Origin of the sequence: Sphingobacterium spiritivorum, from assembly GCF_016725325.1 — a bacterium.
Lineage (GTDB): Bacteria > Bacteroidota > Bacteroidia > Sphingobacteriales > Sphingobacteriaceae > Sphingobacterium.
In genome coordinates this window covers 5,073,157-5,099,246 of the sequence record NZ_CP068083.1, presented here as the reverse complement: position 1 = coordinate 5,099,246, position 26,090 = coordinate 5,073,157, and the positions used below count along the sequence as shown (strand labels likewise).

The window sequence follows — 26,090 nt, the reverse complement described above, 5'->3', positions numbered from 1 at the left end:
CAGAATAAATAAAGTAATATATGATACCATCACATAGAGAAATAGCTGAATCATTTTCGTCTCTTGATTTTGATCTTGTCCTTCCTCATTTGTCAGATTACGTAGAGTGGCATATCAGTGAAAAGGAAGTATTAAAAGGAAAGGCTGCTTTAGTGGCGTACAGTAAAGAGTTGAAGGCTTCAGATACCACCGGTCAGGTTACTTTGGATATCATTAATGTTATTGAGGATGATAATAATGTCGTTATCCAGGCGAAAGTAGCTTTTGGTAATGAAGAAACGGGAGAGAAGGTAAGGCAGATCTGTACGGTTTATGACTTTGATGATCTGGATCACTTGCATGTAATCCGAACGTATACTATGACAGAAAAATAGGTAAAAAGACCTTTAGCATGATTTTCTCCGCTAAAAAAGGAGATCATGCTAAAGGTTTCTTCGGACAAGTTATCCTTCGAGTTCCATGATTTCTTCAGCCAGCTCTTCCCAGTTTTTCTGTAGCTGGTTTAGCAAGGCTTTTTCAGAATTGTACCGGCGGGTATGATCCTGAAGTTTGACCGCATCCGAATAGATTTCTTCTTTTGCAATTTCATTCTCTAAAAATTTCACCTCATTCTCTTTTTCGGAAATCTCCTGTTCAAGTACAGCTAATTCTTTATTTTTTTTGCTGATAACTTTAAATTTATCCTCTGTAGGAGCGATTTTTACCTTTTTAGGTTGTTCTGCTACTACTTTCTTCTCAGGTTTTTTCTCGGCAGGATTCAGGATGCGTTTGGCATTCCATTCTTCATACTCCTGATAAGTACCCGGATATTCTTTGATTTCCTTGTCTTCAATAAACCAGATTTTATTGGCTACATGATCCAGGAAATAACGGTCGTGAGATACGACGATTAATGTACCTTCATATTGTTGTAAGGCCTGTATCAGAATATTGACCGACTGCATATCCAGGTGGTTGGTAGGCTCATCCAGTACCAGAAAATTGGCATCAGCGGTAAGGGCCTTCGCCAGTGCTACACGTGACTTTTCTCCTCCGGAAAGCACTTTGATCTTTTTGAATGCATCATCACCTGAAAACAGAAAACATCCCAGAATGGATCGAAGTTCTGTTTCGGTATGTTTGGGTGCAAAAGCCTGCATTTCCGCAATAATGGAGTTCTCCAGATGCAAAGCTTCTAATTGGTGCTGTGCAAAGAACGTTTGTGAAACATTGTGACCTTTTGTACTGGTTCCGGTGTATTCATGATCTGCATCAGCTACAATACGAAGCAAGGTAGATTTTCCTTTACCGTTAGCTCCGATGAGCGCAATTTTATCACCCTTTTCTATAAGTCCGTCCGTGTTTTTCAGAATCTCCAGATTCGGATACGATTTGCTTATGTTTTCAAGCGTGACAACATGTCGTCCGGATGGTTTGGAAAATTTAAACTGAAAGTTGACCGTAGGATTGTCATCATCCACATCATCAATTTTCTCCATTCGGTCCAATGCCTTAATACGGGATTGTGCCATCTTTGCTTTTGAGGCTTTGGCTCTGAAGCGTTCGATAAGGCGTTCTTCCTGTTTAATTTTTGCCTGCTGGTTTTTGAATTGATTGGATTGAATCTCACTGCGCAGTGCTTTCTCTTCCAGATAGAAGCTGTAATTACCGGCATAAAGCGTCAATTTTCCTTTACGGGACTCTACTGTCTTCTTGATAATACCATCCAGGAAATACCTGTCGTGCGAAACGATGACAATGGCTCCTTCAAATGCCTGCAGATAGTTTTCTAACCACTTGATAGAAGGTAAGTCCATGTGGTTGGTAGGCTCATCTAATAAAAGAATATCAGGTGTCTGCAACAGGATCCTCGCCAGCATGACACGCATGCGCCATCCTCCGGAGAAGGTGGCTAAGGGTCTCTTCTGCTCATCTTCTGAAAATCCCAGACCCGCCAGTATTTCATGTGCACGGAACTCGATGTTGTAACCGTCCAGTGCTTCGAACTCCATCTGCTTATCACTTAGTTTATTCAGGATTTCATCCGAATAGTCAGTTTCTAGTTTTTGCAGGAGATTTTCTATTTCTGTATGAAGCTGATTCTGGCGTTCGAAAGCCTCCATCGCTACATGTAAAATACTTTTATCAGAGTGGTATGACAATAAATCCTGGTTTAAATAACCAATTTTTAAGTCTTTGGCCATAGAAATCGTTCCCGAAGTCGGTGTATACTGTCCGACGATAAGGCGCAATAAAGTTGATTTACCGGTACCGTTAGCTCCGATCAGACCGACTTTATCTCCTGGTTTGATATGCCAACTGGCCTCATCGTACAATGCCCGGGAGCCAATTTCAAATGTTAAATTATTTATAGATATCATTTCAGGTGCAAAAATAGTGAAATTTATGCTTCTTTCTCTACCTTTGCAAAATGTACAAACTGATCAAACCATTTTTCTTCTCCATGAACCCTGAATCTGCCCATCATACCGTAACAGGAGGATTGCAAACGTTCACGAAAATATGGGGGGCAAAATCCTTATTGAAATCTATTTATACGGTAGAGGATAAACGCCTGGAACGCGAAGTATTCGGATTAAAATTCAAAAATCCGGTTGGTCTGGCGGCTGGTTTCGACAAAAATGGAGAGTACATTGATGAAATGGTCAACTTTGGTTTCGGCTTTATAGAGATCGGTACCGTTACACCGAGACCTCAGCCAGGCAATGATAAACCACGTATGTTTCGATTGGTGTCTGATAAAGCGCTCATAAACCGTATGGGTTTTAACAATCAGGGGGCTGATGTCGCAGCAGGAAGACTGAGACATCTGAAGCAAAGAGGTAATATTATTATCGGCGGGAATATAGGTAAGAATAAAATAACTCCAAATGAAGACGCTGTTCTGGATTATATTTACTGTTTCAAAGCACTGTTTGACTATGTAGATTACTTTGTTGTGAATGTAAGTTCGCCTAACACCCCCGGACTGCGTGATCTGCAGGAAAAGGAGCCACTGATGAACATTTTGCGTCAGTTGATGGATATCAATAGTAAGGATGGCATTTCAAAACCTATACTTCTTAAAATCGCTCCGGATCTGACGAATAGTCAACTGGATGATATTGTAGAGATTGTACAGGAAACTCAAATTGCAGGTGTTATTGCAACGAATACTACCATATCCAGAGACGGCTTACAAAGTGATCCGAATCTGGTCAAAGAAACCGGAGGCGTAAGCGGACGGCCCCTGACAAACCGCTCTACAGAGGTGATCAGGTATCTGGCGGATAAATCAGGTCGTTCCTTTCCGATAATAGGAGTAGGGGGAATACATTCCGCTCAGGATGCAATAGAAAAGCTGGATGCCGGAGCGAGTCTGATTCAGGTGTATACCGGATTTATATATGAAGGCCCCGGGTTGATCTCTGATATCTGTAAGGGAATACTCAAGGCCGGAAAATAATGCTTTTGCGTTAGTTGGCGTCCTCGCCAACTGTATAGAGGAGGAAGTTTTTGTATTGGCTTATAACCTCTCTCCCGATTCATCGGGATCTCTCCTTGAAAAGGAGAGAAAGAGGCTTACTTAAAAAGCCTGTGTATGCACCTCAGTAACCACGACAGGATACGAAGTCAGCTTACCTCATCCGTTATCTTCTATATGGCAAAGGAAAATGCTTCTGCGTCAGTTGGCGTCCTCGCCAACTGTAGAGGAGGAGGAAGTTTTTGTATTAGCTTATAACCTCTCTCCCGATTCCATCGGGATCTCTCCTTGAAAAGGAGAGAAAGAGGCTTACTTAAAAAGCCTGTGTATGCACCTCAGTAACTACGACAGGATACGAAGTCAGCTTACCTCATCCGTTGTCTGCTATATGCAAAGAAAATGCTTCTGCGTTAGTTGGCGTCCTCGCCAACTGTAGAGGAGGAGGAAGTTTTTGTATTAGCTTATAACCTCTCTCCCGATTCCATCGGGATCTCTCCTTGAAAAGGAGAGAAAGAGGCTTACTTAAAAAGCCTGTGTATGCACCTCAGTAACCACGACAGGATACGAAGTCAGTTTACCTCATCCGTTGTCTGCTATATGCAAAGAAAATGCTTCTGCGTTAGTTGGCGTCCTCGCCAACTGTAGAGGAGGAGGAAGTTTTTGTATTAGCTTATAACCTCTCTCCCGATTCCATCGGGATCTCTCCTTGAAAAGGAGAGAAAGAGGCTTACTTAAAAAGCCTGTGTATGCACCTCAACCACGACAGGATACGAAGTCAGCTTACCTCATCCGTTATCTGCTATATGCAAAGAAAATGCTTCTGCGTCAGTTGGGATCCTCGCCAACTGTAGAGGAGGAGGAAGTTTTTGTATTGGCTTATAACCTCTGTCTTTGAGAATGTGCTTGCTTGAAAAACTGGCTGTAAAAAAAAGACGTCCCGAATTTCGGGACGTCTTTTTTTTATTATAGCAACCGGAGCTTAGTTTAAAGCATCGATTTTTGCCTGCACTTCTTTACTTTTTGCTTCATCCTGAATGAAGTCATAGTAACTTTTCAGGTATTTTAACGAATCTACATTTTTAGGCTCTAATTCTACCAGTTTTAACAAATAAGGTAAAGCTGGTTTTAGTTTGTCCTTAGCAGCAGCTACAGCAGCATTGTATTCTGCTGGTTTCAATGACCGGTCGTTGTTTGCTTTGTTGATATCTTCTCTAACCAAATTCATAATAGTAACAGCAGCATTTGTATTTGCTTCGAAATAATTAGGATCTAATTCGATCGCTTTTTTGTATGCTTCCAATGCTTTGTCTGTTTCTTTTGTAGCACTGCGTGCTATACCCAGATAGTAGAATAATGTTTTGTTTGTAGGATCTTTTGCCAGCTGACTTTCGATATCCGAAACGATTTTCTGCTCATTACCTGCGATCAGGTTAAGTTCGATATTCTGAACAGCAGCAGCATTGTCTGTAGGATATTCTTTAGCAGCGACACTTGCATATTCTAATGCACTTGTAGTATCCAAAGCCGAAAGATAAAGTTTAGGCAAATCTACTAATACACTTTTGTGGTTAGAAAATGTTTTTTCAGGGATCAGCAATTTATATTTTTCAATTGCACTTTTGTAATCCTTATTCTGAATCGCAGCAAGACCTGAATAATAAGTCAATGTTGTATCTCCCGGAAGGTACACAAGTCCTTTATCGAATGATTTGTAAGCATTTTGGAAATCTTGTTTCTCCCAAGCTGCAACTCCCTGATTGAAGTTATACTGACCTAAGATCTGAGTTGCTACCTTAATGTTGTCGGCATTTTTCTTATCGGTATCTAATTCAGTAGCTTTTTTGATTCCTTCTTCCGCTTTCTGTGCATCTTCAGCAGAATTGTTAATGGATGCATAGTTTGCGTTTACTAAAGCGTAGTATGTCCAGGTTTCCGCCAGATCTTTTGTTTTTTCATGAGCAATAGCTTCGTTTATCGCCTCAGAAGCTGTTTTTAAATTAGATTCTCCTAATTTAGCTTGTCCAGCACCTTTCAGTTCTTCAAATTTAGCAATTGCCGCTTTTGCTTTTTTTAAGTTTCCCGTTTGTGCAAAAACAAATGTTCCTGCAGATAACAGTACGGATAAAACTATTGTTCTTTTAATGTTCATGTTTAATTATTTGTAAGTTGGTTCAATAATAAATTGACACGATCCAATTGTGTCATATCATCAGCAGCTTCGTAATACAAAGCCAGTGATTTTAATGCATTAATTGCATAAGGTTTTATCTCATTTGCTTTCAAAAGATAGTTCTGCGCATTATACTGCGCTTCATTATTATCTTTGTTTGCCAGAAAATCCTTCAGATAAATCAATCCTAAAGCCAGATTGGCTTCATAATTATTTTTATCCAGACGAATTACTTTTTCATAATAATCCTTTGCTTTGGCGATATTGTTAATAGATTCATTTGCATATCCGGCCAGGTAATTCATTTCAATATTTTCCGGCTCGTAGGATATAGCTTCATCGATTACTGGCACAATAGCATCATAGGATTTATTATTTGAATATACCTGAATCAATTCAAACAGTATTTCTTTACTTTTTGGAAACTGTTGTCTTCCCTGACTCAGAACGTCTAAAGTAGCCTGTTTGTTATCCTGTATTGTATAAACATTTGCAAGTTGCAGATAATCGTTTGGTGTTACTTTGTCGGACTGAATGATGCCTTCATACAATTCTGCAGCTTTAGTGTAGTCTTTGTTCTGCACGGCCAGTACAGCCAGATTACTGGCTACAGCAGCATTGTCAGCACTTAATTCGTCTACACGCTCGTAATATGAATAAGCTTCTTTGTATTTTTTCTCGTTAAGGGCTTTATTGGCTTTAAAGATAAGTGCAGAGACCAGATTCTGTTTTACATAGCTGATTTCTGTTCTGAATTCATCATTCCCACCCTTTTTATCAATCAGCTTGAGCGATGCCTGTGCAATGTCAATCGGATCTGAAGGATACTTTTGCTTGCGCAGCGAATCGGTTACGGCATAAGAACTATATACCAGTGCACGTAAAATATTATTTTTGACCTGCGCTGAGTCTCTTTTGTTGGCAAAAGCAGCATCGGCAAATTTACGTGCATTATCCAGATTTTTGATATCTCCGGTTTTGGTATATAAGGCAAAACTGTTGTTGCCCTCCTTTATATTGGATTGGGCAACAACAGTTAAGCTGAATGAGGTAAATATTAATAAAGCTATTAAAACTTTCTTCATCATGATGTTTTATTCTTCAGTGGTATCGATGTTTGTATTTTCACCGTCTTCTCCTTCTGTTTCGATATCTGTGATTTCTTCCTCTTCTTCTCTTTCTACTTTAGTGATAGAAGCGATTTCATCATTATCTTTCAGATTGATCAACCGAACACCCTGGGTAGCTCTACCCATTACTCTTAAGTCTGCTACTCCTATACGAATGACAATTCCTGATTTATTAATGATCATCAGATCTTCGCTGTCGGTCACATCTTTAATCGCAACAAGTTCACCGGTTTTGTCTGTGACATTGATGGTTTTGACACCTTTACCACCCCGGTTGGTTACCCTGTAATCTTCGATATCCGTACGTTTACCATATCCTTTTTCCGAAACGACAAGTACAGTTACTTCCGGATTATTAACACTAATCATGCCAACAACCTCGTCTTTTTCGTGTGCCAGCGTGATTCCTCTTACACCTGTAGCTGTTCTTCCCATAGGTCTCACGGTCGATTCGTTGAATCTGATCGCTCTTCCCGAACGCAGCGCCATAACTATTTCGCTGCTTCCGTCGGTCAGACATGCTTCGATCAGTTGGTCACCTTCGTTGATGTTGATTGCGTTGATACCGTTAGCACGAGGGCGGGAGTAAGCTTCAAGAGATGTTTTCTTGATTGTACCCTTTTTGGTACACATAATAATGAAGTTGTTCTCCAGATATTCCTGATCTTTCAGATTGATTACTTTGATGTAAGCTTTGATTTTTTCATCTTTCGGAATATTGATGATGTTCTGTAAAGCACGTCCTCTGGAAGTTCTGCTTCCTTCAGGTATCTCAAAGGCTCTCAGCCAGAAACAGCGTCCAGCTTCAGTAAAGAATAACATATAATTATGCGCGGAAGCGGTAATGATATGCTCTGTAAAATCTTCTTCACGGGTGTTTGTTCCAATGGAACCGCGACCACCGCGTCCCTGTCTTTTGTATTCAGATAGCGGAGTACGTTTTACATAACTGTTATGTGAAATGGTGATGACAATCTCTTCATCGTCGATAAAGTCTTCCATGCGCATATCTTCTGCAGAATGCACTATGATAGAGCGGCGTTCGTCACCATATTTATCTTTGATCTCTAAAAGCTCGTCTTTGATGATTTTCATACGCAGACCCTCATCAGAAAGAACTTCTTTTAAGTATTCAATGGTCTTCATCAATTCATTGTATTCTTCTTTAATCTTATCGCGTTCCAGTCCTGTAAGACGACGTAAGGTCATGTCGAGGATAGCACGTGCCTGAAGATCTGAAAGAGCAAAGCGTTCCATCAAACCTGTACGGGCATCTTCCGGAGTTTCGGAAGCACGTATCAGTTTGATAACCTCATCCAGATGATCCAGTGCAATCAGATATCCTTCCAGAATATGAGCACGTTTCTCTGCTTCGGCAAGTTCAAATTTGGTTCTGCGAATAACGACCTCATGACGGTGTTCCACAAATTCGTGGATCATGTCTTTCAGATTCATCATCATCGGTCTTCCTTTTACAAGAGCGATATTGTTTACTGAAAATGAGGTTTGTAGGGCGGTATATTTATATAAGTTGTTTAATACAACATTGGCATTTGCATCACGTTTGATATCGTATACAACACGGAAACCTTCTCTGTCCGATTCATCTCTGATCTCCGAAATACCTTCGATCTTTTTCTCATTGACGAGTTCGGCAGTACGCTTGATCATATCCGCTTTATTCACCTGATACGGGATCTCGGTAACGATGATGCACTCCCGTCCGGATTTGGTGGTTTCGATCTCTGCTTTTGCGCGCATGACTACGCGTCCACGTCCTGTTTCGCAAGCTTCCTTGACGCCATTATATCCATAGATAATACCTCCTGTAGGGAAGTCAGGACCTTTGATATATTGCATCAATTCAGATATTTCAATTTCGCGGTTGTCGATAAAGGCTATTGTTCCGTCTACAACTTCTGACAGGTTATGAGGAGCCATATTGGTTGCCATACCTACAGCAATACCGGAAGCACCGTTGACCAGAAGATTAGGGATACGAGTTGGAAGCACTGTTGGTTCTTCCAAAGAGTCGTCAAAGTTTAATTTGAAATCAACAGTGTCCTTGTTGATGTCAGACAGCATTTCTTCCGCAATTTTTTTCAATCTTGCTTCAGTGTAACGCATCGCTGCCGGAGGATCTCCGTCAATCGATCCGTAGTTTCCTTGTCCGTCTACTAATGGGTAGCGCATACTCCAGTCCTGAGCCAGACGTACCATTGCGTCATATACAGAAGAGTCACCATGCGGGTGATACTTACCGAGGACGTCACCGACGATACGGGCAGATTTCTTGTAAGGCTTGCCACTGGTAACTCCCAGATCCAGCATGCCGTAAAGCACACGCCTATGAACAGGTTTAAGACCATCACGTGCATCAGGTAGTGCACGGGAAACAATTACTGACATCGAATAATCGATGTAAGCAGCTTTCATCTGGTCCTCAATATTAATAGGGATTATTCGGCCATTAGCCGATAAATTGTTTTCGTTTTCTGTTTCTTCAGCCATATTAAGTTGGGTTCGATAAAACTAATGCATTATCGTAGTTAAACTAATAACATACGCAGGCGAAGATACGAAAAAAATACCTATTTTGAGAAGCTTTCAGGGTGTTAAATTTTAGGTTTACAGGCTTTCATTTTTATGCCAAAAGCCCTCTTATGAAAGGGGAGGATTCCTGTGTTCCAATCTCCTTACTGATTAATCATTTGATTGGGAATGTCAAATATCATTTGGTGGTATAGAACGTAAGATAATAAGTTTAGTTATTGTATTTTTATTGTTGATGTAAAAATATTTAAACTTCTCATTATAAATATTTTATAATTTTTATTCCAGGTATTTATGAATAAATTTTAAATACGTTGAAGTATTTCTGCAGGTGTTCATGAAGATAGGTTTGTTTTATCCGGAGGCATCGTCGAGAGATGAACAGATCACCCGAAAATTGAAATTCCTGAATTAGAAATTGATTGCAGATTTTGTACTTCAAAGAAGTATTGCGGAGTCAGGTATTTTTATCTTATATTTTCTATGCTTTTCACTTCTGCACTATACCCGTTCAATGCATCTTTTTTGATAACAATTACCATGTTGGCCAATGACTGTTTTCCTGTACGGCGAATGTTCAGGATGAGTTGATCTTCTTTGGTATTGATTTCTGTGATTACATCATGTGCAATAGCATTCGCCATTAATTCTAAATAAGGATATTCAGATTGATAGATGTCGTTATTTATCAGTCTTAGTAATCCTTTGTAATTATCTCCGGAGTTTGAAAACAATAGCGGCGTATGCAGGTCGCAGTTTGCGGATGTATCTGATAGGGCATTATAATTTTCAAGACGTACAAAGCTGTATTTATCTTTTTCTATCTGAATTTCTTTAGGTGCTTCCTCAGAGGTGGCAGAATAAATATATTTTCCATTGATTATGGCCTGTTCGTCCTGTATCTGTATTCTTACATAAGCATATTTATTGCATATGCTGGTGTCATTTGCTGTAAACGGGTAGAGATGTTCACTGATACCCGATATTTTTACAAGCTTACCTTCTGCACTAAGGGTATCCGTCGCTTGTAAGCTGTCATCTAGTAAAGCGATCTGTTCTCCGATAATGAACCCTTCTGTTTCCATATTTCGGTAACTGAGGGGTAAGCTTAGAGCAGAGCTTCTTTCCGAAGAATCCTGTAAGGACAGACTATAGCTCTTACTGTTATTTTGACAAGAAGTAAAGCTAACGCTTAAGATAAACAGGGTTACTGCAGCGAAATTGTACAAAGTATTAGTCATAAAAATGTATTAATGTCTTCAAAAAGTAAAAAAAGCTGTGAGGGAATTTGCTGAAATACCCCTGATTTTTGTGTTGTATGCAAAAAATATACCTGTTTTCACTGCGCAGTGTAAACTTATTTTATAAGATTCATTGTTTAGGTTCAGAAATCATTGTGTTTTAGCGGAATAAGTCCTTATCTTTGATATATCCGTTCCGGTATTTAGTGATTTTAATAGTTATAAAGTAAACTGTTGTAAATTAATGAAAATTTAAACTGCGCTTTATAATTACAAAACAATAAATACGTTATTTCGTTTTTATCAATATACGCTTTCACTCTTTAATAAAATTATCTATGATTTTCAAACGTGTAAGTTACCAGATTTTGAGTGAATTAAAAGCCAAAGGTTTTAATTTATTAGTTTCGGATCATACCACTTCCGATCAGACTCCTATTTATTTTCCTATCAAGGTCGAAAATGTACAGAGTTATGTTGTCAGGCATTTTGATCGTGCGAGTGAGAAACTCTCCAAAACCAAATTGATGTTGCTCATCGATGAGGCAATGATGAAGTATGATGAGGAGCAGGTTTCAGGTGTCATTCAACTAGACTAATTCTAATTCCGGTCGTTGCTTTTAATGTAAAGGCTTAACTTAATAAGCTGCATATAATATATTGCGTTTGAATGAATAAAGCGCAGGGTATTTTTTTGCGTGCAATGCAATCTTTTCTTTGTAAGCTCTTATAAAATCTTCTTTTATTTCCGGGTCTATTCTTTCCAGATACGGAATTAATGTAGATCCTGCAATAAACTGGTACAGATCATCCGGAGATTGTGCAATTATAGGATATACCTTCTGCATGACTTCTTGTTTTTTACTTCCACTCTCAAAAAGTAACTGAGCATAATCATCTATACGGAGAACAGGGGATTCTTTTTTCCAATAATTCAGCGCTTTTGCGTAAGGCTCTTCCTGTGCCAACTCCAGAATCAGTATATTCAGAATGTTGTCATTCTGTGCCGGAATTTGTATGGCTAATTGTCCCCCCGGATTAATATGTCTTATAATGGCCGGAAATAAGGATTCATGATCGGGAATCCACTGTAACACTGCATTTGAGAAGATCAGATCCCATTTTTCATCTCTATCCAGTTGCTCCTGAATATCTCTCTGCAGAAATATGGTTTTGTCGTTTGCAAAAGGAGATGTCTGCGTCAGCATTTCGGGTGAAGCATCGATACCGGTGACGAAAGCGTCTTCCAGATAATCGGATAGTTTGCGGGTAAGTTCGCCGGTTCCACATCCCAGATCTATGGCCTGTATACCTTTTTTCTTTTCAATAGGAGTTATCAGATCATAGAATGGAGCGAAACGTTCTTTTTTGAATATAATGTATTGTTCTGGATTCCAACGCATAGCTTTTAATTTATGTTAGTCTATTTTTTTGAATGCAAGGTCATGGAAGTCGTAACTAAAGTCTGTAAGCGGGGAAATAGCATTCATTTTAAATCCCTGCAACTTTTCCTGGTTTATATCCAGAAGTAAAAAGGCATCTGCATGGAAGTATCTGTTGTTCCACCTGACGACATATTTATTCTCTTTATAGAAGAAAAGCTCACCTGTTAATTGTGGTGAACGTTTGGAGGCGAATATAAGTTTACCGTTTTCTTTGTAAATATTGACTTCCCCCAGCCAGTTATCAACAAATTTACCGGTCAACATGTTTTCATAAGGATTGGAATTTTTGTTTTTTTCTATGGTTTGCCTGACCTCTTCTGTTATTTTGTCTGCTGAAGATGTACTTGCTGCTATGCTGGATTGAAAAGTGGCGACCCAGTCTTTATGTGGCAATCCCAGATAGAAATCTTTGATAGTATTGGATATGGACATGAAGGCAGCTCCTTCCTGTTGATTGGTGAGTACTATTATTCCGAGCTGCAACTGCGGAAGCATGACAATTTGAGTGACTATACCCTCCAGTCCGCCGGTATGCGATACTTCGAGTTTGCCGGCTACATCTGTAAGTCTGAATCCTAATCCATAGGCCCGGAACAGTGAATTGTAAGGAGGGGTTGTGGCTACTGGCATAAGGGTTTGCGGAGTACTGAGCTCAGCAAGCTGTTCTTTACGAATTAGCTGTTTACCTTCAGCATCGCCTTTATTTAACTGAAAAAGCACCCATTTAGTAAGATCCTCTATATTGGAATAGATACCTCCGGCAGCATCTACGGTCGTGCCGCTGTATCTTTTAATGACCTGAAGTTTTCCGTCTATGGGCACGTGCGGATCAATGGAATTATCTTTGCTTCTTAACAAATGCCAGTTTGGTGCGGAGTGATTCATCTGCAGAGGTGTCATTATGCGTTCCTGTATAAACGATGCCCATGAGAGTCCTGAAACTTTTTCAATGACTACTCCAGCTATCACGTACAATAAATTGTCGTAATCGTATTTGGTCCGGAAATCAGACACTGGCTTCAGGTATTGCATATTCCGGATAATATCTTCCGGTGTAAAATCGTTTCCGTCCGGCCATATCATCAGATCTCCTGCGCCCAGACCGAGTCCGCTTCTGTGAGTCAGTAAGTCGCGGATTGTGAAATTATCGGACACATAATCGTTGTACAGTTTAAATTCAGGTATATAAGTGCGGACACGATCATCCCATTTGATTTTTCCCTGGTCGACAAGCATAGCCAACGCAGTAGCTGTGAAAGCCTTGGAATTGGATGCGATCCCAAAGTTGGTCAGCGGATCGACAGCTTGTCCGGTGTTGATACTGGATACACCGTACCCTTTCTTGAGGATGACTTTTCCGTCTTTAACGATACCTACAGCTATACCGGGTACATGGAATGTTTTCCTGACATGCTCTACCAGTTCATCTACTTTGCTTTCTTCGATTTGTTGTCCATAAGTGAAGTGGAAGCTGCAAAGGCCAAAAATAACGGCCAGATATATTCTTTTCAGGTTTCCAGGGGGTATCTTATACATATGTCTGTACTTTATTCCGGTGGTATATTATAATTGAAGCATGTTTTTAAGAGCAGGAATATCTTCTGCGATATAGGTTGCTCCCGCATGACTCAGCTCTTCCTGATCCCCAAAACCATATAAGACCCCTACAGAGTCCAGACCTGTGTTTTTAGCACCGATGATATCATGCTTTCGGTCTCCGATCATTAATGTTTCTGACAGGTCCTGAATCTTGTTTTCCTCTAGTACATATTCAATAACATGGGTTTTGGTTGGCCGGGAATCATCCAGTTCGCTACCTCCAACAAATTCGAAATATTGATCTAAATTAAAATGATGGAGTATCTGTACAGCAAATACTGTAGGTTTGGAAGTCGCCAGGTAAAGTTTGTGTCCTTTCGAACGGGCTGATGCCAAAAGTTCGGGTATACCTTCAAACAGGATATTTTCAAAAATACCTTTGTCTGCAAACCTTTCTCTGTATTTAGCGACACCTTCATTCGCCTTCTGCTCGTCAAAATGATATATTTCTATTAAAGATTGCTTGAGGGGAGGACCAATGAGAGGCTTCAAAGTGTTCAGATCCGTTGTCTCAATATCAAAGTGTTCAAGGGCATATGCAATTGATTTGGTAATGCCTTCAAAAGGATCTGTCAGTGTACCATCCAGGTCGAAAAGCAAATTGCGGTATTGTTTCATATATGTCAATATAACATAAAAGTGTGAATATATGATACACAGATCGGTTAAATTTTAATAATGGAATTATCACCTAATTGTTTTATTAGAATTGCAGTCCTGCATTAAGTTAATTATCACCCTGACAAAAATTGATAATCTTATTGGAGGATGATGTTGAAGAAAGGAGCAAAATTGATTAGTTTAGCGGCTGAAGTAAACATAAACTATGCAGGATTATTCTAAAAAAGGTAAATGGCCTATTGTTTTTATTGTAAAAGTTGTCGTATGGCTGGCATTGATCTTATCTTTTCCTCTTCTTCAGGATGTGTACAACAGGAGTGCCTATCTTTCTCAGATTGCATATGCATTGAATACTTTTCTGACCGCAAGTGTTTTATTTTCAGTAGGTCGCTTCGTGATGATCGCCTTATATACGCGCAGAACCGAACGCCAGAGTGTGCGCGGTAATTTTGTGCTGGGTATTAACAGGGTGACCGCAGTATTAAATTCCATTTTTGCCATTATTGCACTGATGCTTGCTTTCGGTATCAATCCTGTGGGATTTGTGACAAGTATGACCATCGTTGCGATGGCGATAGCTGTCACATTCAGAGAGTATATTACCAATATGATCAGCGGTCTTATTCTTATGTTTTCAGATCAGTTTTCGATCGGAGACCGGATTAAAGTAGGGGAGTATCATGGCAAAATCGTGGATATTACGTTGGCTAATATTGTGGTCAAGAACGATGAAGATGATATTGTGCTGATTCCGAATAACGCTGCTTTTACAGAGAAAATCGTTAATAAGTCTGTCAATCAGTCTAATAAACTATCTGTCAAATTTGAGCTTCCCTTATATGCTGCTGCAAATATGGAGGAGCTGGAAGATAAGTTAAAGAAATTACTAATGCATCATCCGGATGTACACTGGACAGATGATGTTGCGCTCAAAGTTGTGAATATAGGCAAAGATTATGTGCAATATAAAATTGAATTTAATGCGTTAAACAGCACCAATAAATTGCACCGTCAATTGGAAAATGAAGTATTAACGCTTATCTTAAAGCAGCAACGTGAACATTAAATTTTTCTGATTTTTACTTTTCTGACGAAGTGGTGATTTCCTTTTTCAAGGATCAGATCTGCGCGGTTGCGCGTAGGGAGGATGTTTTCTATCAGGTTGGGTCTGTTGATTTCGTTCCAGATATCAGTGGCCATTTGGGTGCTTTCTCCCTGATCCATGCTGGCATATCTGTGGAAAAATGATTTGGGATCCTGAAAGGCTGTGGCTCTAAGTGATTCAAACCGATCAATATACCATTCCATAATATCTTTTTCCTTGGCATCTACGTATATGGAATAATCAAAAAAGTCCGAGACAAAGACTCCTGTGCGCTGTGAATTGACCTGAAGCACGTTGATTCCTTCTACAATCAGGATGTCAGGTCCGTCGATGACAATCTTTTCGGCAAGAACATCGTAGGCAAGATGGGAGTATACCGGAACTTTTATATTGGATTCTCCGGACTTCATATCCGAAAGAAACGTTAACAGACCTTTAGTATCATAACTTTCCGGAAATCCTTTTCTGTTCATAATCCCTCTTTCCTGTAGTATCTTGTTGGGATACAGAAATCCGTCTGTTGTAACCAGATCTACTTTAGGTTTTCCGGGTAGCAGCGAAAGTACTTTTTGCAGCACACGAGCTGTGGTGCTCTTTCCTACAGCGACTGAGCCTGCTATACCGATAATAAAGGGTAGCTTCTTATTATTAGCCTGAAAAAAACTGTTTGTATCGTGATGTAATATTTTGGAATGTTGAATGTGTATGTCAAGCAGATGCGCTAACGGAAAATATACTTCTTCAATTTCTTCCATTGTCAATGGCTCATTCAACGCACGTAAATGTTGAATATCGCTATCTGAGATGCTGTGTGAAAAGTGGCCGTTAAGCTGTTTCCATTCTTCACGGGAGAGCTGTTGAAAAGGACTATTGACTGAATTTGGATTTGACATCAGTATATATCGATACTTGTGAGGTGCAAATATAAAATGTTCTTTAAAATATTAATGTAAAATAATTAAAGCATATTGGAGTCGATCACAATCGGATTGGATAATATTTTGTGCACAGGACATCTGTCTGCAATAATTGCTAATCTTTTTTTCTGATCGTCATCGAGATTCCCTTCAAATGAAATATGACACTTGATATAGGTGGTTTGCTGCTGGACACTTCTCTTGACTTCTGAAGAAAGACGGATGATTACTTTATTCAGCTCCCATTTTTTCTGATCTGCATACATCCGGACTGTAATCGCTTTACAGGAGCCTAAGGATGACAGTAAAAGTTGTGTAGGTGCCAGGCCTTTATCCTGTCCGCCCACTTCTGCCGGCTCATCTACAATTAGCGTATTTACATTGTCTGTAATTGTTGTCTTGTATTTTTCCTGTTCTATTGTAACGGTAATCTCTCTGTTCATGGGGAATGTAACGTCTGTATCTTTGAAAATATTAATCTTTATCTTCCAGCAAACCTTCAATAATAAGTGCACCGGTGGCAGGGTTGGTTGCTAAAGGTACATTGTAGAGGTCGCATATACGCATCAGCATCTGTATATCCGGTTCGTGGGGATGTTTACCCAGCGGGTCTCTGAAAAATATAATACCATTGACCAAACCTTCTGCTGCCATTGCTGCAATCTGTGCGTCACCTCCTTTAGGGCCGCTTAGTTTGAGTTCTACCGGCAATCCAGTCTGCTGTACATAGGAGCCTGTAGTGCCTGTTGCAACAAGATGTGCGTGTCTCAGGGATTCAATATGGTCTTTGACAAAGGCTACCATTTCGGCTTTTTTTCCATCGTGAGCAATCAGGGCTATTGTTTTTTTCATCTCTACTTTTTAAAAGTTAACCAAAGAAAATATATGCTATTATAATTGCTGCTATCAATCCTACCGCATCTGCAATCAGACCGCAGGTCAATGCGTGACGTGTGTTTTTGATGCCGACAGATCCAAAATACACCGCCAGTACATAAAATGTAGTCTCTGACGAACCTTGTATAACACTGGCTAATCTTCCCTGAAATGAATCTGCACCATATGTGGTCATGACATCAACCATGAGTCCTCTGGCTCCGCCACCACTCAGTGTTTTCATCAGACCGACAGGTAATGCGGGTACAAACCGGGTATCAAAGCCCATGGCAGCAAAAGCAGAACCAATTCCGTTGACAATGTAATCCATACAGCCTGTCGTGCGGAATGCAGATATAGCCACCAGTATGGCAATCAAAAAAGGAATAATCATGACGGAAGTTTGAAAACCTTCTTTCGCACCATCTATAAAGGCATCATATACATTTATCTTTTTTGCAGCTCCGTAAGCGATGAACAGTACAATAATAGAAAAAATGAGTAAACCTCCGATAAGACCGGTGATCTTTTCGATCTGCTCGGGCGGAAGACCGTTGAGGCCAAAATAAAGAGCGGCCATCAAACCTGCAAAAATACCCAGAAAGATCAGTATCGGAAGTTTAAAGAGATTGATCTTCTGAAAGAAAGCAACGGAGATCATCCCTGCAATAAAAGAAATAAAGGTACCTATCAAAGAGGGGATAAAGATATCGGCCGGATTGGCTGCTCCGTTAGCCAGGCGAAGGGCTATTACAGAAGTCGGTATCAGAGCAATTCCGGCAGTATTAAGCACCAGAAACATAATCTGTGCATTGGTCGCTGTATCTTTCTGCGGATTAAGTTCCTGCAGTTCTTTCATAGCTTTCAGTCCTACAGGAGTGGCTGCATTGTCCAGTCCCAACATATTGGCGGAGAAATTCATAATGATAGAACCGTTTGCCGGATGGTTTTTAGGTACTCCGGGAAATAGTTTGCTAAAGAACGGATTTACGCCTTTTGCAAATAAGCTTATCATACCAGCCTTTTCACCTACCTTCATAATACCCAGCCAAAAAGTCATCATGCCTACAAGACCCAGTGAAATTTCAGCTCCGGTCTTGGCACTGTCAAACATACCGTTGATAACCTGAGAGAATATTTCGGTATCACCGAGGAAGAGTAATCTGCATAGCGCAACAATAAATGCAATGATAAAGAAGGCTATCCATACGTAGTTTAAGGCCATATTGTTTATTTGATAGCGTAAAAGTAGTGTTTTAGTCCTTATTCTTCAAAAAGTTCCAGGCAGATTTGCGATTTCTGGATTTCCGGTCAGCAATAAGATCAACTACGATGTCGTCTATGAGGGCTTCATTCTCACTGATCATACGGTCGGCAAGTGATTCTAATTTCTGGATATTGCTTTTTGTTGCTGCATCCAGTGAAGATTCTACCGACAGTAAGTTGTTTGGTTCTATCCGGATGTAGTTTTCGGTACGTTGTACAGATCTGAAAAGCTGCCGAAGGAAATAATCTGTGCTCTCCGATGAGCTGCTGGTCATAATGTCGACAAGAGCAGGACCAATCGAAATAGCCCATTTTTTCTTAAAATCTTCATAATTGTACGCATTTCTCGCTACACCTGTTCCCAGTGACAGAATAGATATGTCCGTTATCTTGAATGTATTGAAGTTTTTTAATACTTCAAGTAAGGCCGAAATGGAAGGGTTTTGAGCGAATACGCCACCATCCAAAAGTGGGTAACGGATATTAGCCAGCGAAAATATTTCAGCTACTGAAAAGTAAGTAGGTGCTGCTGCAGTGGCACGACACACATCCCGCAGGTAAAAATCTCTCGATTCACCATGGCTTATGGCTTTTTGTTGTCTGAAGAAATGATTTTTCCGCAACTCAATATTATACGCTGTGATAATACAGGGTTTGATGAGCTGGCTCAGTTTGGTATCTCCAAAGTAATCCATGAGCACACTTTCGAATATAGATTCATCATAAAGTTCACTCAGGACACCGAATTTACTTAAAAATCTTCTCCAGCGTGTGGTGGAGAAAATCTGAGGTCCATGATCCAGATAAATATTAAGCGCTTCACGGGTAGAGAAGCGGGGGCGATTGGGATTATCCTCACTCGGACATAATAACAATGCTGTGAGAATACCTCCTGTACTGGTCCCGGCAAAAAAATCGAAAAAATCCGAGATATGGATATTCGGATCATTGGTGGCTATTTTAAGTTTATCTTCAAGATTGACCAGCAGAAGACCGGGGATAATACCACGGATTCCACCACCATCTATGGAAAGTATTCTTTTCATTAATATCTGAAAGTGTTTGAGTAAAAATATTAAATTTTGTTGAAAATGAATGTATTACTAACGTCACAAAATAGCTATCTTAAAAGTGTGCTTGGTATTTCGGAAATATATCTTAGTTTCGGGTATGAAAGATCCGGTACAACTAAAAGAAAAGCTTGTTAAGCACATTAAAGAGACTACTGACAGACGATTGCTGGAAATTGATACAGCACTGGTACAGGCGCAGGAATCTGCTAATGATGACACCAAGAGCAGTGCAGGGGATAAGTACGAAACTTCACGTGAGATGATCCAGCAGGATATCAACAGATTGCAACAGCAACGGACGGAAGTGATACGTGAACTGGATATTATTAATAAGATCGAGCAGGAGGGAACTGATGTTGGAAAATTGGGTGCTCTGGTGGTCACCGACAGATTTACCTATTTTCTGGCAACGAGTCTTGGGCAGCTTATTATCGATGGAAATAAATATGCAGTTGTTTCTGCTCAATCACCAATAGGTAAACAACTGATTGGTAAGAAAAAGGATCAGGATTTTGAATTTAATGGTATCCGGCAGGTAATAAAAGGGATATATTAAGATCTTACATCCATTCAAACAAATTGAAATCAGAGTTGTTAGTATGATAGTCTTTTCAGTATGAATCCTGAATAAGATGTAAAGGTTGAATATAAGAACTGTTAAATTAAAAAATTATGAATGTAAAAAGATTTATTCCCGTTTTATTCATGGCCGGACTTTTGACTATGAGTATGATTTCATGTAAATCCAAGATCTCGGATGCGGATCTGAAAACGAAGGTTGAAACCGCTGTAAGTGGTAATCCTGATGTATTGGTGGATGTGAAAGACGGAGTTGTCACGTTATCCGGTACAGTGGCTACTGAACAAGAAAAGATTAGTCTCGAAACTGCTGCAAAATCGGCAGAAAAAGGTGTTAAATCTGTTGTCAATAACATTATTGTAGAGGCTGCGCCGGTATTACCTACTCCTGTAGATGATACTTTAGTTAAGAATGTTGCAGATGTAATGAAGGACTTTCCTGCCTTATCGGCAAACGTGAAAGATGGAGTTATCCAGGTGACAGGAACAATTGAACAGGCGCGTATCAAAACATTGAAACAAGCTTTGGATAATCTGAATCCTAAAAAAGTAGATCTTTCGGGATTATCGGTCAAATAATCATTTTAAAGAAGCATTAATATGGCATTACAGGATAAATACAGAGCATTATTAGATACTGCTCAGGCATCAGGAATAAATGATTTGCAATTCGCTGAACAGGATGGTGTACTTCGTATAGCTGGAACAGCTCCGACAGCGGAAGTGAAAAATAAACTTTGGGATATCTACGGGCAGATTGACCCTAATTTTCTGACCGGCGATGTGGTCATGAATGTAGATGTCGCTACGGAAGTACCGGGGAGCGAAGTGCGTGTAATTACGGAAAACAGTAATCTGAATATTCGTAAAGGCCCGGGAACAGATCAGCCTATTGTAGGTAAGGCGGCAAAAGGGGAAATTATCACGCTGATCAGCAAAGCAAACGATCAGTGGTGGCTTGTACGTACAAAAGATAATGAGGAAGGGTATTGCTATGCGCAGTATCTGGAATCTGTATAACTTTTTCTACATAGGATATAAAAAGCCGGATCATTGATCCGGCTTTTTTATTGTTAATACTTTTGCTGGTGTCCCCACCAGCAAGATCAGCTGTGTCTTTAGCTTTTTTACTCTAATGTTAAATAGACATTCCAATTCTGTTAACTTTAGTTATTTTTGATTATCCAATCGTGATGATATGAAAAAATTACTGAGTGTTTTATGTTTTATGTTGGCTTTGTCGGCATTTGCGCAGGAATTATATATTCCCCGAAATATTAAACTGGCTTATGAGCGTGGTACACGCAGTCTGTCCGGAGCTCCCGGACCGGCATACTGGCAAAATAAGGGTGTATATGATGTGCAGGTGAAAGTAGATGCGAATACAAAGATGGTCAGTGGTATGGAGACTATCGTATATACCAATAACAGTCCGGATACATTGAGACAGGTGGCGATTCGATTTGATAATAATGTGCACAAACCTAATTCCCCACGAGCCGCTTATGCTGAAACTGATTTTCTGACTTCGGGATTGAAAATTCATTCTTTTGCTATGAATGGCAATCAATATGAGGTAGATGCTCAGGATTGGGGGACTGTAACTTTGGGTGCTTTTGAAGATGCTATCTTGCCTAACGGAAAAGCGACGTTTACGATTTCATGGGAATATCCTTTATCTGTACAGAGTGACAGGGAAGGGCAGATTGATCCGGAGACATTTTATGTGGCTTATTCATATCCGAGAATTGCAGTGTATGACGATTATAACGGATGGGATATGCTCGCGCATAATGGAAGGCAGGAGTTTTACAATGACTTTAATGATTATACGTTTACTATTGCTGCACCCAAAAATTATGTAGTATGGGCGACCGGTACATTTCTGAATCCGGAAGAGGTACTGATGCCTGAATTTTTAAAGCGATTCAAACAGTCATTAAACAGTGATACACGTATGCATATCGCGAATGAACAGGAAATGAAATCGGGAAATGTTACCCAACCTAAAGAATGGAACATATGGAAATTTAAGGCTGATAAGGTTACGGATTTTTGTTTTGCAATGAGCAACCATTACGTCTGGGATGCTTCAAGTGTACAGCTGCCCTCTAAGCGGGTAAGTGTACAGGCGGCTTATAAAGCGGGAACGAAAGATTTTGAGCAGTATGTGGGTTGGGAGCAGTATTGTATTGACTGGTTTTCCAAACACTGGCCGGGGGTAGAGTACCCGTATACGACGATGACCGCTGTACAAGGGTTTGCGGATATGGAATATCCCATGATGATAAATGATTCGAGTGTACCGGATAATCTGCTGGATGCGCGTCAGACGGTGGATCATGAGATTGCGCACACCTATTTTCCGTTTTATATGGGTACTAATGAAGCCCGCTATGCTTTTATGGATGAGGGCTGGGCTACAGCTTTTGAATACCTGATCGGACTTGACGAGAACGGTGAAGCTACTACGAAAAAAATGTTTCAGGATTTCAGGGTTAAAGGATGGATCTCGGATCCTTCTGCTGAGCAGGATCAACCATTGATCTCCATGAGCTCTCAGCTAAGCGGTACCGGATATGGAAATAACTCTTATATCAAATCAGCGCTTTCTTATCTTGCACTTAAAGATTATCTGGGAGATGCTTTATTTAAAAAAGCATTACATCATTATATGAATAACTGGAATGGTAAGCATCCGATTCCCTGGGATTACTTCTACTCTATGAATACCGGATCAGGGAAAAACCTGAACTGGTTTTGGCAAAACTGGTTTTTCAGCAATAATTATATTGATCTGAAAATTAACAACGTGAAGCCTGTTTCCGGCAATATAGAAGTATCAGTAGACAATATCGGAGGATTCGCAGTTCCGTTTGATGTACATATTACTTTTGCCGATGGTAAATCTACCACAACACATTATACTCCTCAGGTGTGGGAGAAAGATGCAAAACAAACAACTCTGCGTATTCCTGTCAAACAAACGGTGAAGAAAGTGGAACTGGATGGTGGTATTTTTATGGATTATACTCCTAAAGATAATGTAAAAGCACTTTAACAGGGATTTTTCTAAAGTGAAAAAGGATCTGCAATCAAACTGCAGATCCTTTTTTTTGTTGAATATTATCAGAATAAATAAGCAATTTGTGCACCTAGCCTTGTTCTGTTTTTTCCAGGTACAGAAAGAGGATCAAAGGAATAAGTTGGTAACTTATTTCTCATCTCGTAGTCAATATCAAAAGAGAAGCGCCATGCCGAACTTTTAATTTTGTTAATATTAAATCCCCATGAAGTGCCAACTTCAGTTGAAGAGGAGGCATTGTACAGATAGTCATGGTATATTAACGTTTTGGCAAATACACCCGAATTGGTGACAGGTAGAAGTAATTCCTGCGCTATCGGTAGCCTATGTCTTATACGCAGAGATCCAATTAAATCTGTTAGTCTCGTTAAGTTAAATGTTTTTTTAGTTCCCAATCCTGCAGTCATTGTGGAAATCGAGATGTGATTACCTGTTAATCCTTCTTTTTTATCTTCAGACTGATAGCCTATTATTCCATTGAACTGATAGCTTCTCCATACTTGTGTAGCATCTGCTTTTACGTATTCCTGACGATACAGATAATTATTCTTCATCAGATCGTAGTTAAAATCCCGCCCGTCAATAATTCCTCCTTCTAATCCCACAGCTGTCTGATGATTCAGGTCTTTTTCTAATATCCACAATGCAGAAGCAGTATAACTATCCCTTTTATATTTATTCATTGGGATATAGGTCAATACTGAAATATTGTATTGTTTAAAAAATTGTTCTTCCTGAATAGTTGCAAGATTAACATAAAGACGCTGCTCTCTGTTTAACTGATGACGTACATGGACACTGATACCATGTCTTTTGAGGTCATTATTGTAATTGATATCTTTAATACGTTCAATAGCATTTCCATATCCATTCATAAACCAATTTACGTATAGCGGATCTGATGTATTTTCAGTGTATTTACTGTTTTTAAATGCAACATTTACACGTTCTCTTCCATATCCGTACAAGCCTCTTAAATGGTAGATCCATTTTTCAGTTTGATAACCTACTGATAGTGCGGTATTGAAATTGTGATCTTTGACATCTCCTCTGGGATCATTGTTTGAAAAATTATTTCCTACCCGGTAATCGAGATCTAATGTCACAGGAATACGGTTGTTGAAAAAAACATGCTGAATTCCTGCATCTAACTTGTAGGTATCCCGCTCATAATAATTGTTTTTTAAAGAACCATAATAAACAGGAGCGTCCTCATTCCACCTTGTCTGATGTCTTAATCTTGTGCTGTCTTCCATTTGTTTGGAATAGGCAAATTTACCCCAAAGCTGAGTTCCTCTCCATTCTGTTTTTCCTTCAGTTTGTACTTGCAGTTTTCTGAGCCTGGTTGCATCCTGTGAAGCAATAAAATCCCCGGTATTATAGTTGCCGGCAATCAGGATCTGATTAAAGTTATTCTTTACTTCTTTTGACATCCATACACTGTTTTGGGCAGCCATCTGATAACTTCTCATATATACCGAATGTGTGGAATAGCTAATGTTGGATATACTGTCAATAACAGGATATTGCTGAGCCACAATTCTGTGAGATGGAAGAAAAACTATCAGGCCTAAATAGAAATACTTTATGTATGCTTTCATTTGAATAGAAAAGAATAGAAAGCGTGTCTTTGTAAAAAGACACGCTCAGTTATTAGTCTGCAAATCCTCTTGGGTTTGCTTTTATTACTGTAAAATCTTCTGTTGAGTTATTTGTATCTTTCAATACTCTCCGGCCTGAGACAGTAGTCGCTGTTTTGCGGATAACAGATTGTGAAGAATAAGAGCCGTCTGTTGCGAATGTATATCCTGAATCAAATGCAGGAAGTAATTTTTTAGGTATACGGCTATCTGGTAGATTAGGTTGAACTTCTACAGCATCCATTAACCATGCTGATGGGATCTGTCTGTATGTTTTTGCACTTGCTGACGGAGCTGATAAAGTCGGTTCATAGTAGCTTTTCAGTGCTTCTACTGCCTGGCGTGTTTGTCCTTTAAATATAAAATAAGAATCTCTTCCCGGACTGTCCAGGATCCAGTCACGCGCTTCATAGTCGATAATATCAACATTAGGTACGGAAGGATTGTCAATATCGGATGGTAAAGGGTTTATACTCGGTAGTTTACCATAATATACTTCAAAATTTGCACCGCTCAGGTCAACTGTTAATTCAGGTTTTTTAATCGGAACTTCTTTACCATCTGCTCCTATAAAAGGAATTTTATGGTTCAGTGCGTTTTGCGCAATAATAATGCTTTGACCAGGCTGTACCGGATAATTTTTCCCTGTTCCCGGAACCATAAATAAATCACGACCATATACATAATCTGTATTAGCAGCATTTCCTACAGTCATGTTAAGAGATTTACTCCAGTCATGCTGACCATTGGCCTGTATATGAGTCGTAGCCGTTCTGGTACTCTGTCTTCCATACAAACGACCGAAATAAAGACTGTCAGCATAAAGAACCTGATCTGTATTGTTGTATATTTCTATAAACTGATCTCTGTACAGCGCTCCTTCCTTGTTATCTGATCCTGCATAGTAGATTTGTTTGATTACAAATGAGCCTGTCTGCCCGGCAATCAAATTAAATTCAAGTGATGTAGCGTCAATCAGAGATACTCTTTTATTGGATGCATTAAATGTAATGTCTGTTCCGGGATCTTCTCCGGCAAGAGTAGTGTATTCTTGTCTGGGAATAGTTACAGATGCATCTATGTCATATGATCCCGGTGCTAATCCGGCAATCTGAAAAGTACCTCCGTTTGCAACATATTTTGTGACAACATTTGTAGACAGATTTCTTAATGTTATCTGAATATTTTTCAAAGGAAAGGTTTTTTGAAAATCAGTATTGGAGTAATTGATCTTTAAATCAACATCTATTGTTGCAACATCCGGAGTTTCCTTTTTACATGCCGCAAACGGGAGTAGTAGGATGAAAAGGTAAAGTATTTTTTTCAT

24 protein-coding genes are annotated in these 26,090 nt (G+C 39.6%); 9 read left to right on the top strand and 15 right to left on the bottom strand.

The window, feature by feature from the left end; all coding sequences use genetic code 11:
• Positions 1-20: 20 nt before the first annotated feature.
• Positions 21-374: a nuclear transport factor 2 family protein gene (locus I6J02_RS21510; protein WP_201679804.1), complete on the top strand. Its 354-nt coding sequence runs from the start codon at positions 21-23 to the stop codon at positions 372-374.
• A gap of 69 nt (positions 375-443) precedes the next feature.
• On the opposite strand, the gene I6J02_RS21505 is transcribed toward I6J02_RS21510, so the two are convergent.
• Complete coding sequence (locus I6J02_RS21505; protein WP_201679803.1) at positions 444-2,360, bottom strand: ABC-F family ATP-binding cassette domain-containing protein; 1,917 nt, start codon at positions 2,358-2,360, stop codon at positions 444-446.
• A 50-nt stretch (positions 2,361-2,410) separates the two neighbouring features.
• Between I6J02_RS21505 and I6J02_RS21500 the strand changes: the two genes are divergently transcribed.
• Positions 2,411-3,445 (top strand): quinone-dependent dihydroorotate dehydrogenase, encoded by a 1,035-nt coding sequence (locus I6J02_RS21500; RefSeq protein WP_201679802.1) that lies wholly within the window; start codon positions 2,411-2,413, stop codon positions 3,443-3,445.
• A 724-nt stretch (positions 3,446-4,169) separates the two neighbouring features.
• Entirely contained in the window at positions 4,170-4,358 is a 189-nt protein-coding gene (locus I6J02_RS21495; protein WP_201679801.1) for a hypothetical protein, read from the top strand.
• An 84-nt stretch (positions 4,359-4,442) separates the two neighbouring features.
• On the opposite strand, the gene I6J02_RS21490 is transcribed toward I6J02_RS21495, so the two are convergent.
• The 4 genes from I6J02_RS21490 to I6J02_RS21475 all read right to left on the bottom strand — a co-directional run bounded on the left by I6J02_RS21490 (position 4,443) and on the right by I6J02_RS21475 (position 10,401).
• Positions 4,443-5,612: a tetratricopeptide repeat protein gene (locus tag I6J02_RS21490; protein WP_201679800.1), complete on the bottom strand. Its 1,170-nt coding sequence runs from the start codon at positions 5,610-5,612 to the stop codon at positions 4,443-4,445.
• A 2-nt stretch (positions 5,613-5,614) separates the two neighbouring features.
• Positions 5,615-6,721 (bottom strand): tetratricopeptide repeat protein, encoded by a 1,107-nt coding sequence (locus I6J02_RS21485; protein ID WP_201679799.1) that lies wholly within the window; start codon positions 6,719-6,721, stop codon positions 5,615-5,617.
• Positions 6,722-6,727: 6 nt separating this feature from the next.
• Entirely contained in the window at positions 6,728-9,274 is a 2,547-nt protein-coding gene (gene gyrA, locus I6J02_RS21480; RefSeq protein ID WP_201679798.1) for a DNA gyrase subunit A, read from the bottom strand.
• Between the two features lie 509 nt (positions 9,275-9,783).
• Positions 9,784-10,401, bottom strand: a complete 618-nt coding sequence (locus I6J02_RS21475) for a hypothetical protein (protein WP_201679797.1) — start codon at positions 10,399-10,401, stop codon at positions 9,784-9,786.
• 494 nt (positions 10,402-10,895) lie between these two features.
• On the opposite strand from I6J02_RS21475, the gene I6J02_RS21470 reads away from it, so the two are divergent.
• Positions 10,896-11,156, top strand: coding sequence for a hypothetical protein (locus tag I6J02_RS21470; RefSeq protein ID WP_201679796.1), 261 nt, complete (start codon positions 10,896-10,898; stop codon positions 11,154-11,156).
• A gap of 39 nt (positions 11,157-11,195) precedes the next feature.
• Here the strand turns inward: I6J02_RS21470 and I6J02_RS21465 are convergent, their stop codons facing one another.
• The 3 genes from I6J02_RS21465 to I6J02_RS21455 are packed head-to-tail and all read right to left on the bottom strand — an operon-like array spanning position 11,196 to position 14,219.
• Positions 11,196-11,960: a methyltransferase domain-containing protein gene (locus I6J02_RS21465; protein WP_201679795.1), complete on the bottom strand. Its 765-nt coding sequence runs from the start codon at positions 11,958-11,960 to the stop codon at positions 11,196-11,198.
• A 15-nt stretch (positions 11,961-11,975) separates the two neighbouring features.
• Positions 11,976-13,538 (bottom strand): serine hydrolase domain-containing protein, encoded by a 1,563-nt coding sequence (locus tag I6J02_RS21460; protein WP_201679794.1) that lies wholly within the window; start codon positions 13,536-13,538, stop codon positions 11,976-11,978.
• A gap of 27 nt (positions 13,539-13,565) precedes the next feature.
• Positions 13,566-14,219, bottom strand: coding sequence for an HAD family hydrolase (locus I6J02_RS21455; protein WP_201679793.1), 654 nt, complete (start codon positions 14,217-14,219; stop codon positions 13,566-13,568).
• A gap of 208 nt (positions 14,220-14,427) precedes the next feature.
• Between I6J02_RS21455 and I6J02_RS21450 the strand changes: the two genes are divergently transcribed.
• On the top strand, positions 14,428-15,288 hold the full coding sequence (locus tag I6J02_RS21450) for a mechanosensitive ion channel family protein (RefSeq protein ID WP_201679792.1): 861 nt from the start codon (positions 14,428-14,430) through the stop codon (positions 15,286-15,288).
• Here I6J02_RS21450 and coaA read toward each other — a convergent pair.
• The 5 genes from coaA to I6J02_RS21425 all read right to left on the bottom strand — a co-directional run bounded on the left by coaA (position 15,285) and on the right by I6J02_RS21425 (position 19,432).
• Entirely contained in the window at positions 15,285-16,220 is a 936-nt protein-coding gene (gene coaA, locus I6J02_RS21445) for a type I pantothenate kinase (RefSeq protein WP_201679791.1), read from the bottom strand. The genes I6J02_RS21450 and coaA overlap by 4 nt on opposite strands.
• A 65-nt stretch (positions 16,221-16,285) precedes the next feature.
• Positions 16,286-16,687: an OsmC family protein gene (locus I6J02_RS21440; RefSeq protein WP_201679790.1), complete on the bottom strand. Its 402-nt coding sequence runs from the start codon at positions 16,685-16,687 to the stop codon at positions 16,286-16,288.
• A 31-nt stretch (positions 16,688-16,718) separates the two neighbouring features.
• On the bottom strand, positions 16,719-17,096 hold the full coding sequence (locus tag I6J02_RS21435; protein WP_002994224.1) for a methylglyoxal synthase: 378 nt from the start codon (positions 17,094-17,096) through the stop codon (positions 16,719-16,721).
• 16 nt (positions 17,097-17,112) lie between these two features.
• Positions 17,113-18,345, bottom strand: coding sequence for a nucleoside recognition domain-containing protein (locus I6J02_RS21430; RefSeq protein ID WP_201679789.1), 1,233 nt, complete (start codon positions 18,343-18,345; stop codon positions 17,113-17,115).
• A 31-nt stretch (positions 18,346-18,376) separates the two neighbouring features.
• Positions 18,377-19,432 (bottom strand): patatin-like phospholipase family protein, encoded by a 1,056-nt coding sequence (locus tag I6J02_RS21425; protein ID WP_201679788.1) that lies wholly within the window; start codon positions 19,430-19,432, stop codon positions 18,377-18,379.
• Between the two features lie 124 nt (positions 19,433-19,556).
• On the opposite strand from I6J02_RS21425, the gene I6J02_RS21420 reads away from it, so the two are divergent.
• From I6J02_RS21420 to I6J02_RS21405, 4 genes are all read left to right on the top strand, one after another.
• Positions 19,557-20,015: a hypothetical protein gene (locus tag I6J02_RS21420; protein WP_201679787.1), complete on the top strand. Its 459-nt coding sequence runs from the start codon at positions 19,557-19,559 to the stop codon at positions 20,013-20,015.
• 116 nt (positions 20,016-20,131) lie between these two features.
• Positions 20,132-20,617: a BON domain-containing protein gene (locus I6J02_RS21415; RefSeq protein WP_201679786.1), complete on the top strand. Its 486-nt coding sequence runs from the start codon at positions 20,132-20,134 to the stop codon at positions 20,615-20,617.
• A gap of 21 nt (positions 20,618-20,638) precedes the next feature.
• The gene (locus I6J02_RS21410) at positions 20,639-21,058 is read left to right on the top strand and encodes an SH3 domain-containing protein (protein WP_002994233.1); all 420 of its coding nucleotides are present in this window, start codon (positions 20,639-20,641) and stop codon (positions 21,056-21,058) included.
• Positions 21,059-21,236: 178 nt separating this feature from the next.
• Positions 21,237-23,099 (top strand): M1 family metallopeptidase, encoded by a 1,863-nt coding sequence (locus I6J02_RS21405; protein ID WP_201679785.1) that lies wholly within the window; start codon positions 21,237-21,239, stop codon positions 23,097-23,099.
• Positions 23,100-23,167: 68 nt separating this feature from the next.
• Here I6J02_RS21405 and I6J02_RS21400 read toward each other — a convergent pair whose 3' ends face one another.
• A complete protein-coding gene (locus I6J02_RS21400) occupies positions 23,168-24,724 on the bottom strand; it encodes a DUF6850 family outer membrane beta-barrel protein (RefSeq protein ID WP_201679784.1) in 1,557 nt (518 codons plus the stop codon).
• A gap of 52 nt (positions 24,725-24,776) precedes the next feature.
• Positions 24,777-26,090 (bottom strand): DUF4876 domain-containing protein, encoded by a 1,314-nt coding sequence (locus I6J02_RS21395; RefSeq protein ID WP_201679783.1) that lies wholly within the window; start codon positions 26,088-26,090, stop codon positions 24,777-24,779.

Bases quoted from the DNA above. Each gene is read 5' to 3' on its own strand.
- I6J02_RS21510 (WP_201679804.1), top strand. From the start codon at position 21: ATGATACCATCACATAGAGAAATAGCTGAATCATTTTCGTCTCTTGAT.
- I6J02_RS21505 (WP_201679803.1), bottom strand. From the start codon at position 2,360: ATGATATCTATAAATAATTTAACATTTGAAATTGGCTCCCGGGCATTG.
- I6J02_RS21500 (WP_201679802.1), top strand. From the start codon at position 2,411: ATGTACAAACTGATCAAACCATTTTTCTTCTCCATGAACCCTGAATCT.
- I6J02_RS21490 (WP_201679800.1), bottom strand. From the start codon at position 5,612: ATGAACATTAAAAGAACAATAGTTTTATCCGTACTGTTATCTGCAGGA.
- I6J02_RS21485 (WP_201679799.1), bottom strand. From the start codon at position 6,721: ATGATGAAGAAAGTTTTAATAGCTTTATTAATATTTACCTCATTCAGC.
- gyrA (WP_201679798.1), bottom strand. From the start codon at position 9,274: ATGGCTGAAGAAACAGAAAACGAAAACAATTTATCGGCTAATGGCCGA.
- I6J02_RS21475 (WP_201679797.1), bottom strand. From the start codon at position 10,401: ATGGAAACAGAAGGGTTCATTATCGGAGAACAGATCGCTTTACTAGAT.
- I6J02_RS21470 (WP_201679796.1), top strand. From the start codon at position 10,896: ATGATTTTCAAACGTGTAAGTTACCAGATTTTGAGTGAATTAAAAGCC.
- I6J02_RS21465 (WP_201679795.1), bottom strand. From the start codon at position 11,960: ATGCGTTGGAATCCAGAACAATACATTATATTCAAAAAAGAACGTTTC.
- I6J02_RS21460 (WP_201679794.1), bottom strand. From the start codon at position 13,538: ATGTATAAGATACCCCCTGGAAACCTGAAAAGAATATATCTGGCCGTT.
- I6J02_RS21455 (WP_201679793.1), bottom strand. From the start codon at position 14,219: ATGAAACAATACCGCAATTTGCTTTTCGACCTGGATGGTACACTGACA.
- I6J02_RS21450 (WP_201679792.1), top strand. From the start codon at position 14,428: ATGCAGGATTATTCTAAAAAAGGTAAATGGCCTATTGTTTTTATTGTA.
- coaA (WP_201679791.1), bottom strand. From the start codon at position 16,220: ATGTCAAATCCAAATTCAGTCAATAGTCCTTTTCAACAGCTCTCCCGT.
- I6J02_RS21440 (WP_201679790.1), bottom strand. From the start codon at position 16,687: ATGAACAGAGAGATTACCGTTACAATAGAACAGGAAAAATACAAGACA.
- I6J02_RS21435 (WP_002994224.1), bottom strand. From the start codon at position 17,096: ATGAAAAAAACAATAGCCCTGATTGCTCACGATGGAAAAAAAGCCGAA.
- I6J02_RS21430 (WP_201679789.1), bottom strand. From the start codon at position 18,345: ATGGCCTTAAACTACGTATGGATAGCCTTCTTTATCATTGCATTTATT.
- I6J02_RS21425 (WP_201679788.1), bottom strand. From the start codon at position 19,432: ATGAAAAGAATACTTTCCATAGATGGTGGTGGAATCCGTGGTATTATC.
- I6J02_RS21420 (WP_201679787.1), top strand. From the start codon at position 19,557: ATGAAAGATCCGGTACAACTAAAAGAAAAGCTTGTTAAGCACATTAAA.
- I6J02_RS21415 (WP_201679786.1), top strand. From the start codon at position 20,132: ATGAATGTAAAAAGATTTATTCCCGTTTTATTCATGGCCGGACTTTTG.
- I6J02_RS21410 (WP_002994233.1), top strand. From the start codon at position 20,639: ATGGCATTACAGGATAAATACAGAGCATTATTAGATACTGCTCAGGCA.
- I6J02_RS21405 (WP_201679785.1), top strand. From the start codon at position 21,237: ATGAAAAAATTACTGAGTGTTTTATGTTTTATGTTGGCTTTGTCGGCA.
- I6J02_RS21400 (WP_201679784.1), bottom strand. From the start codon at position 24,724: ATGAAAGCATACATAAAGTATTTCTATTTAGGCCTGATAGTTTTTCTT.
- I6J02_RS21395 (WP_201679783.1), bottom strand. From the start codon at position 26,090: ATGAAAAAAATACTTTACCTTTTCATCCTACTACTCCCGTTTGCGGCA.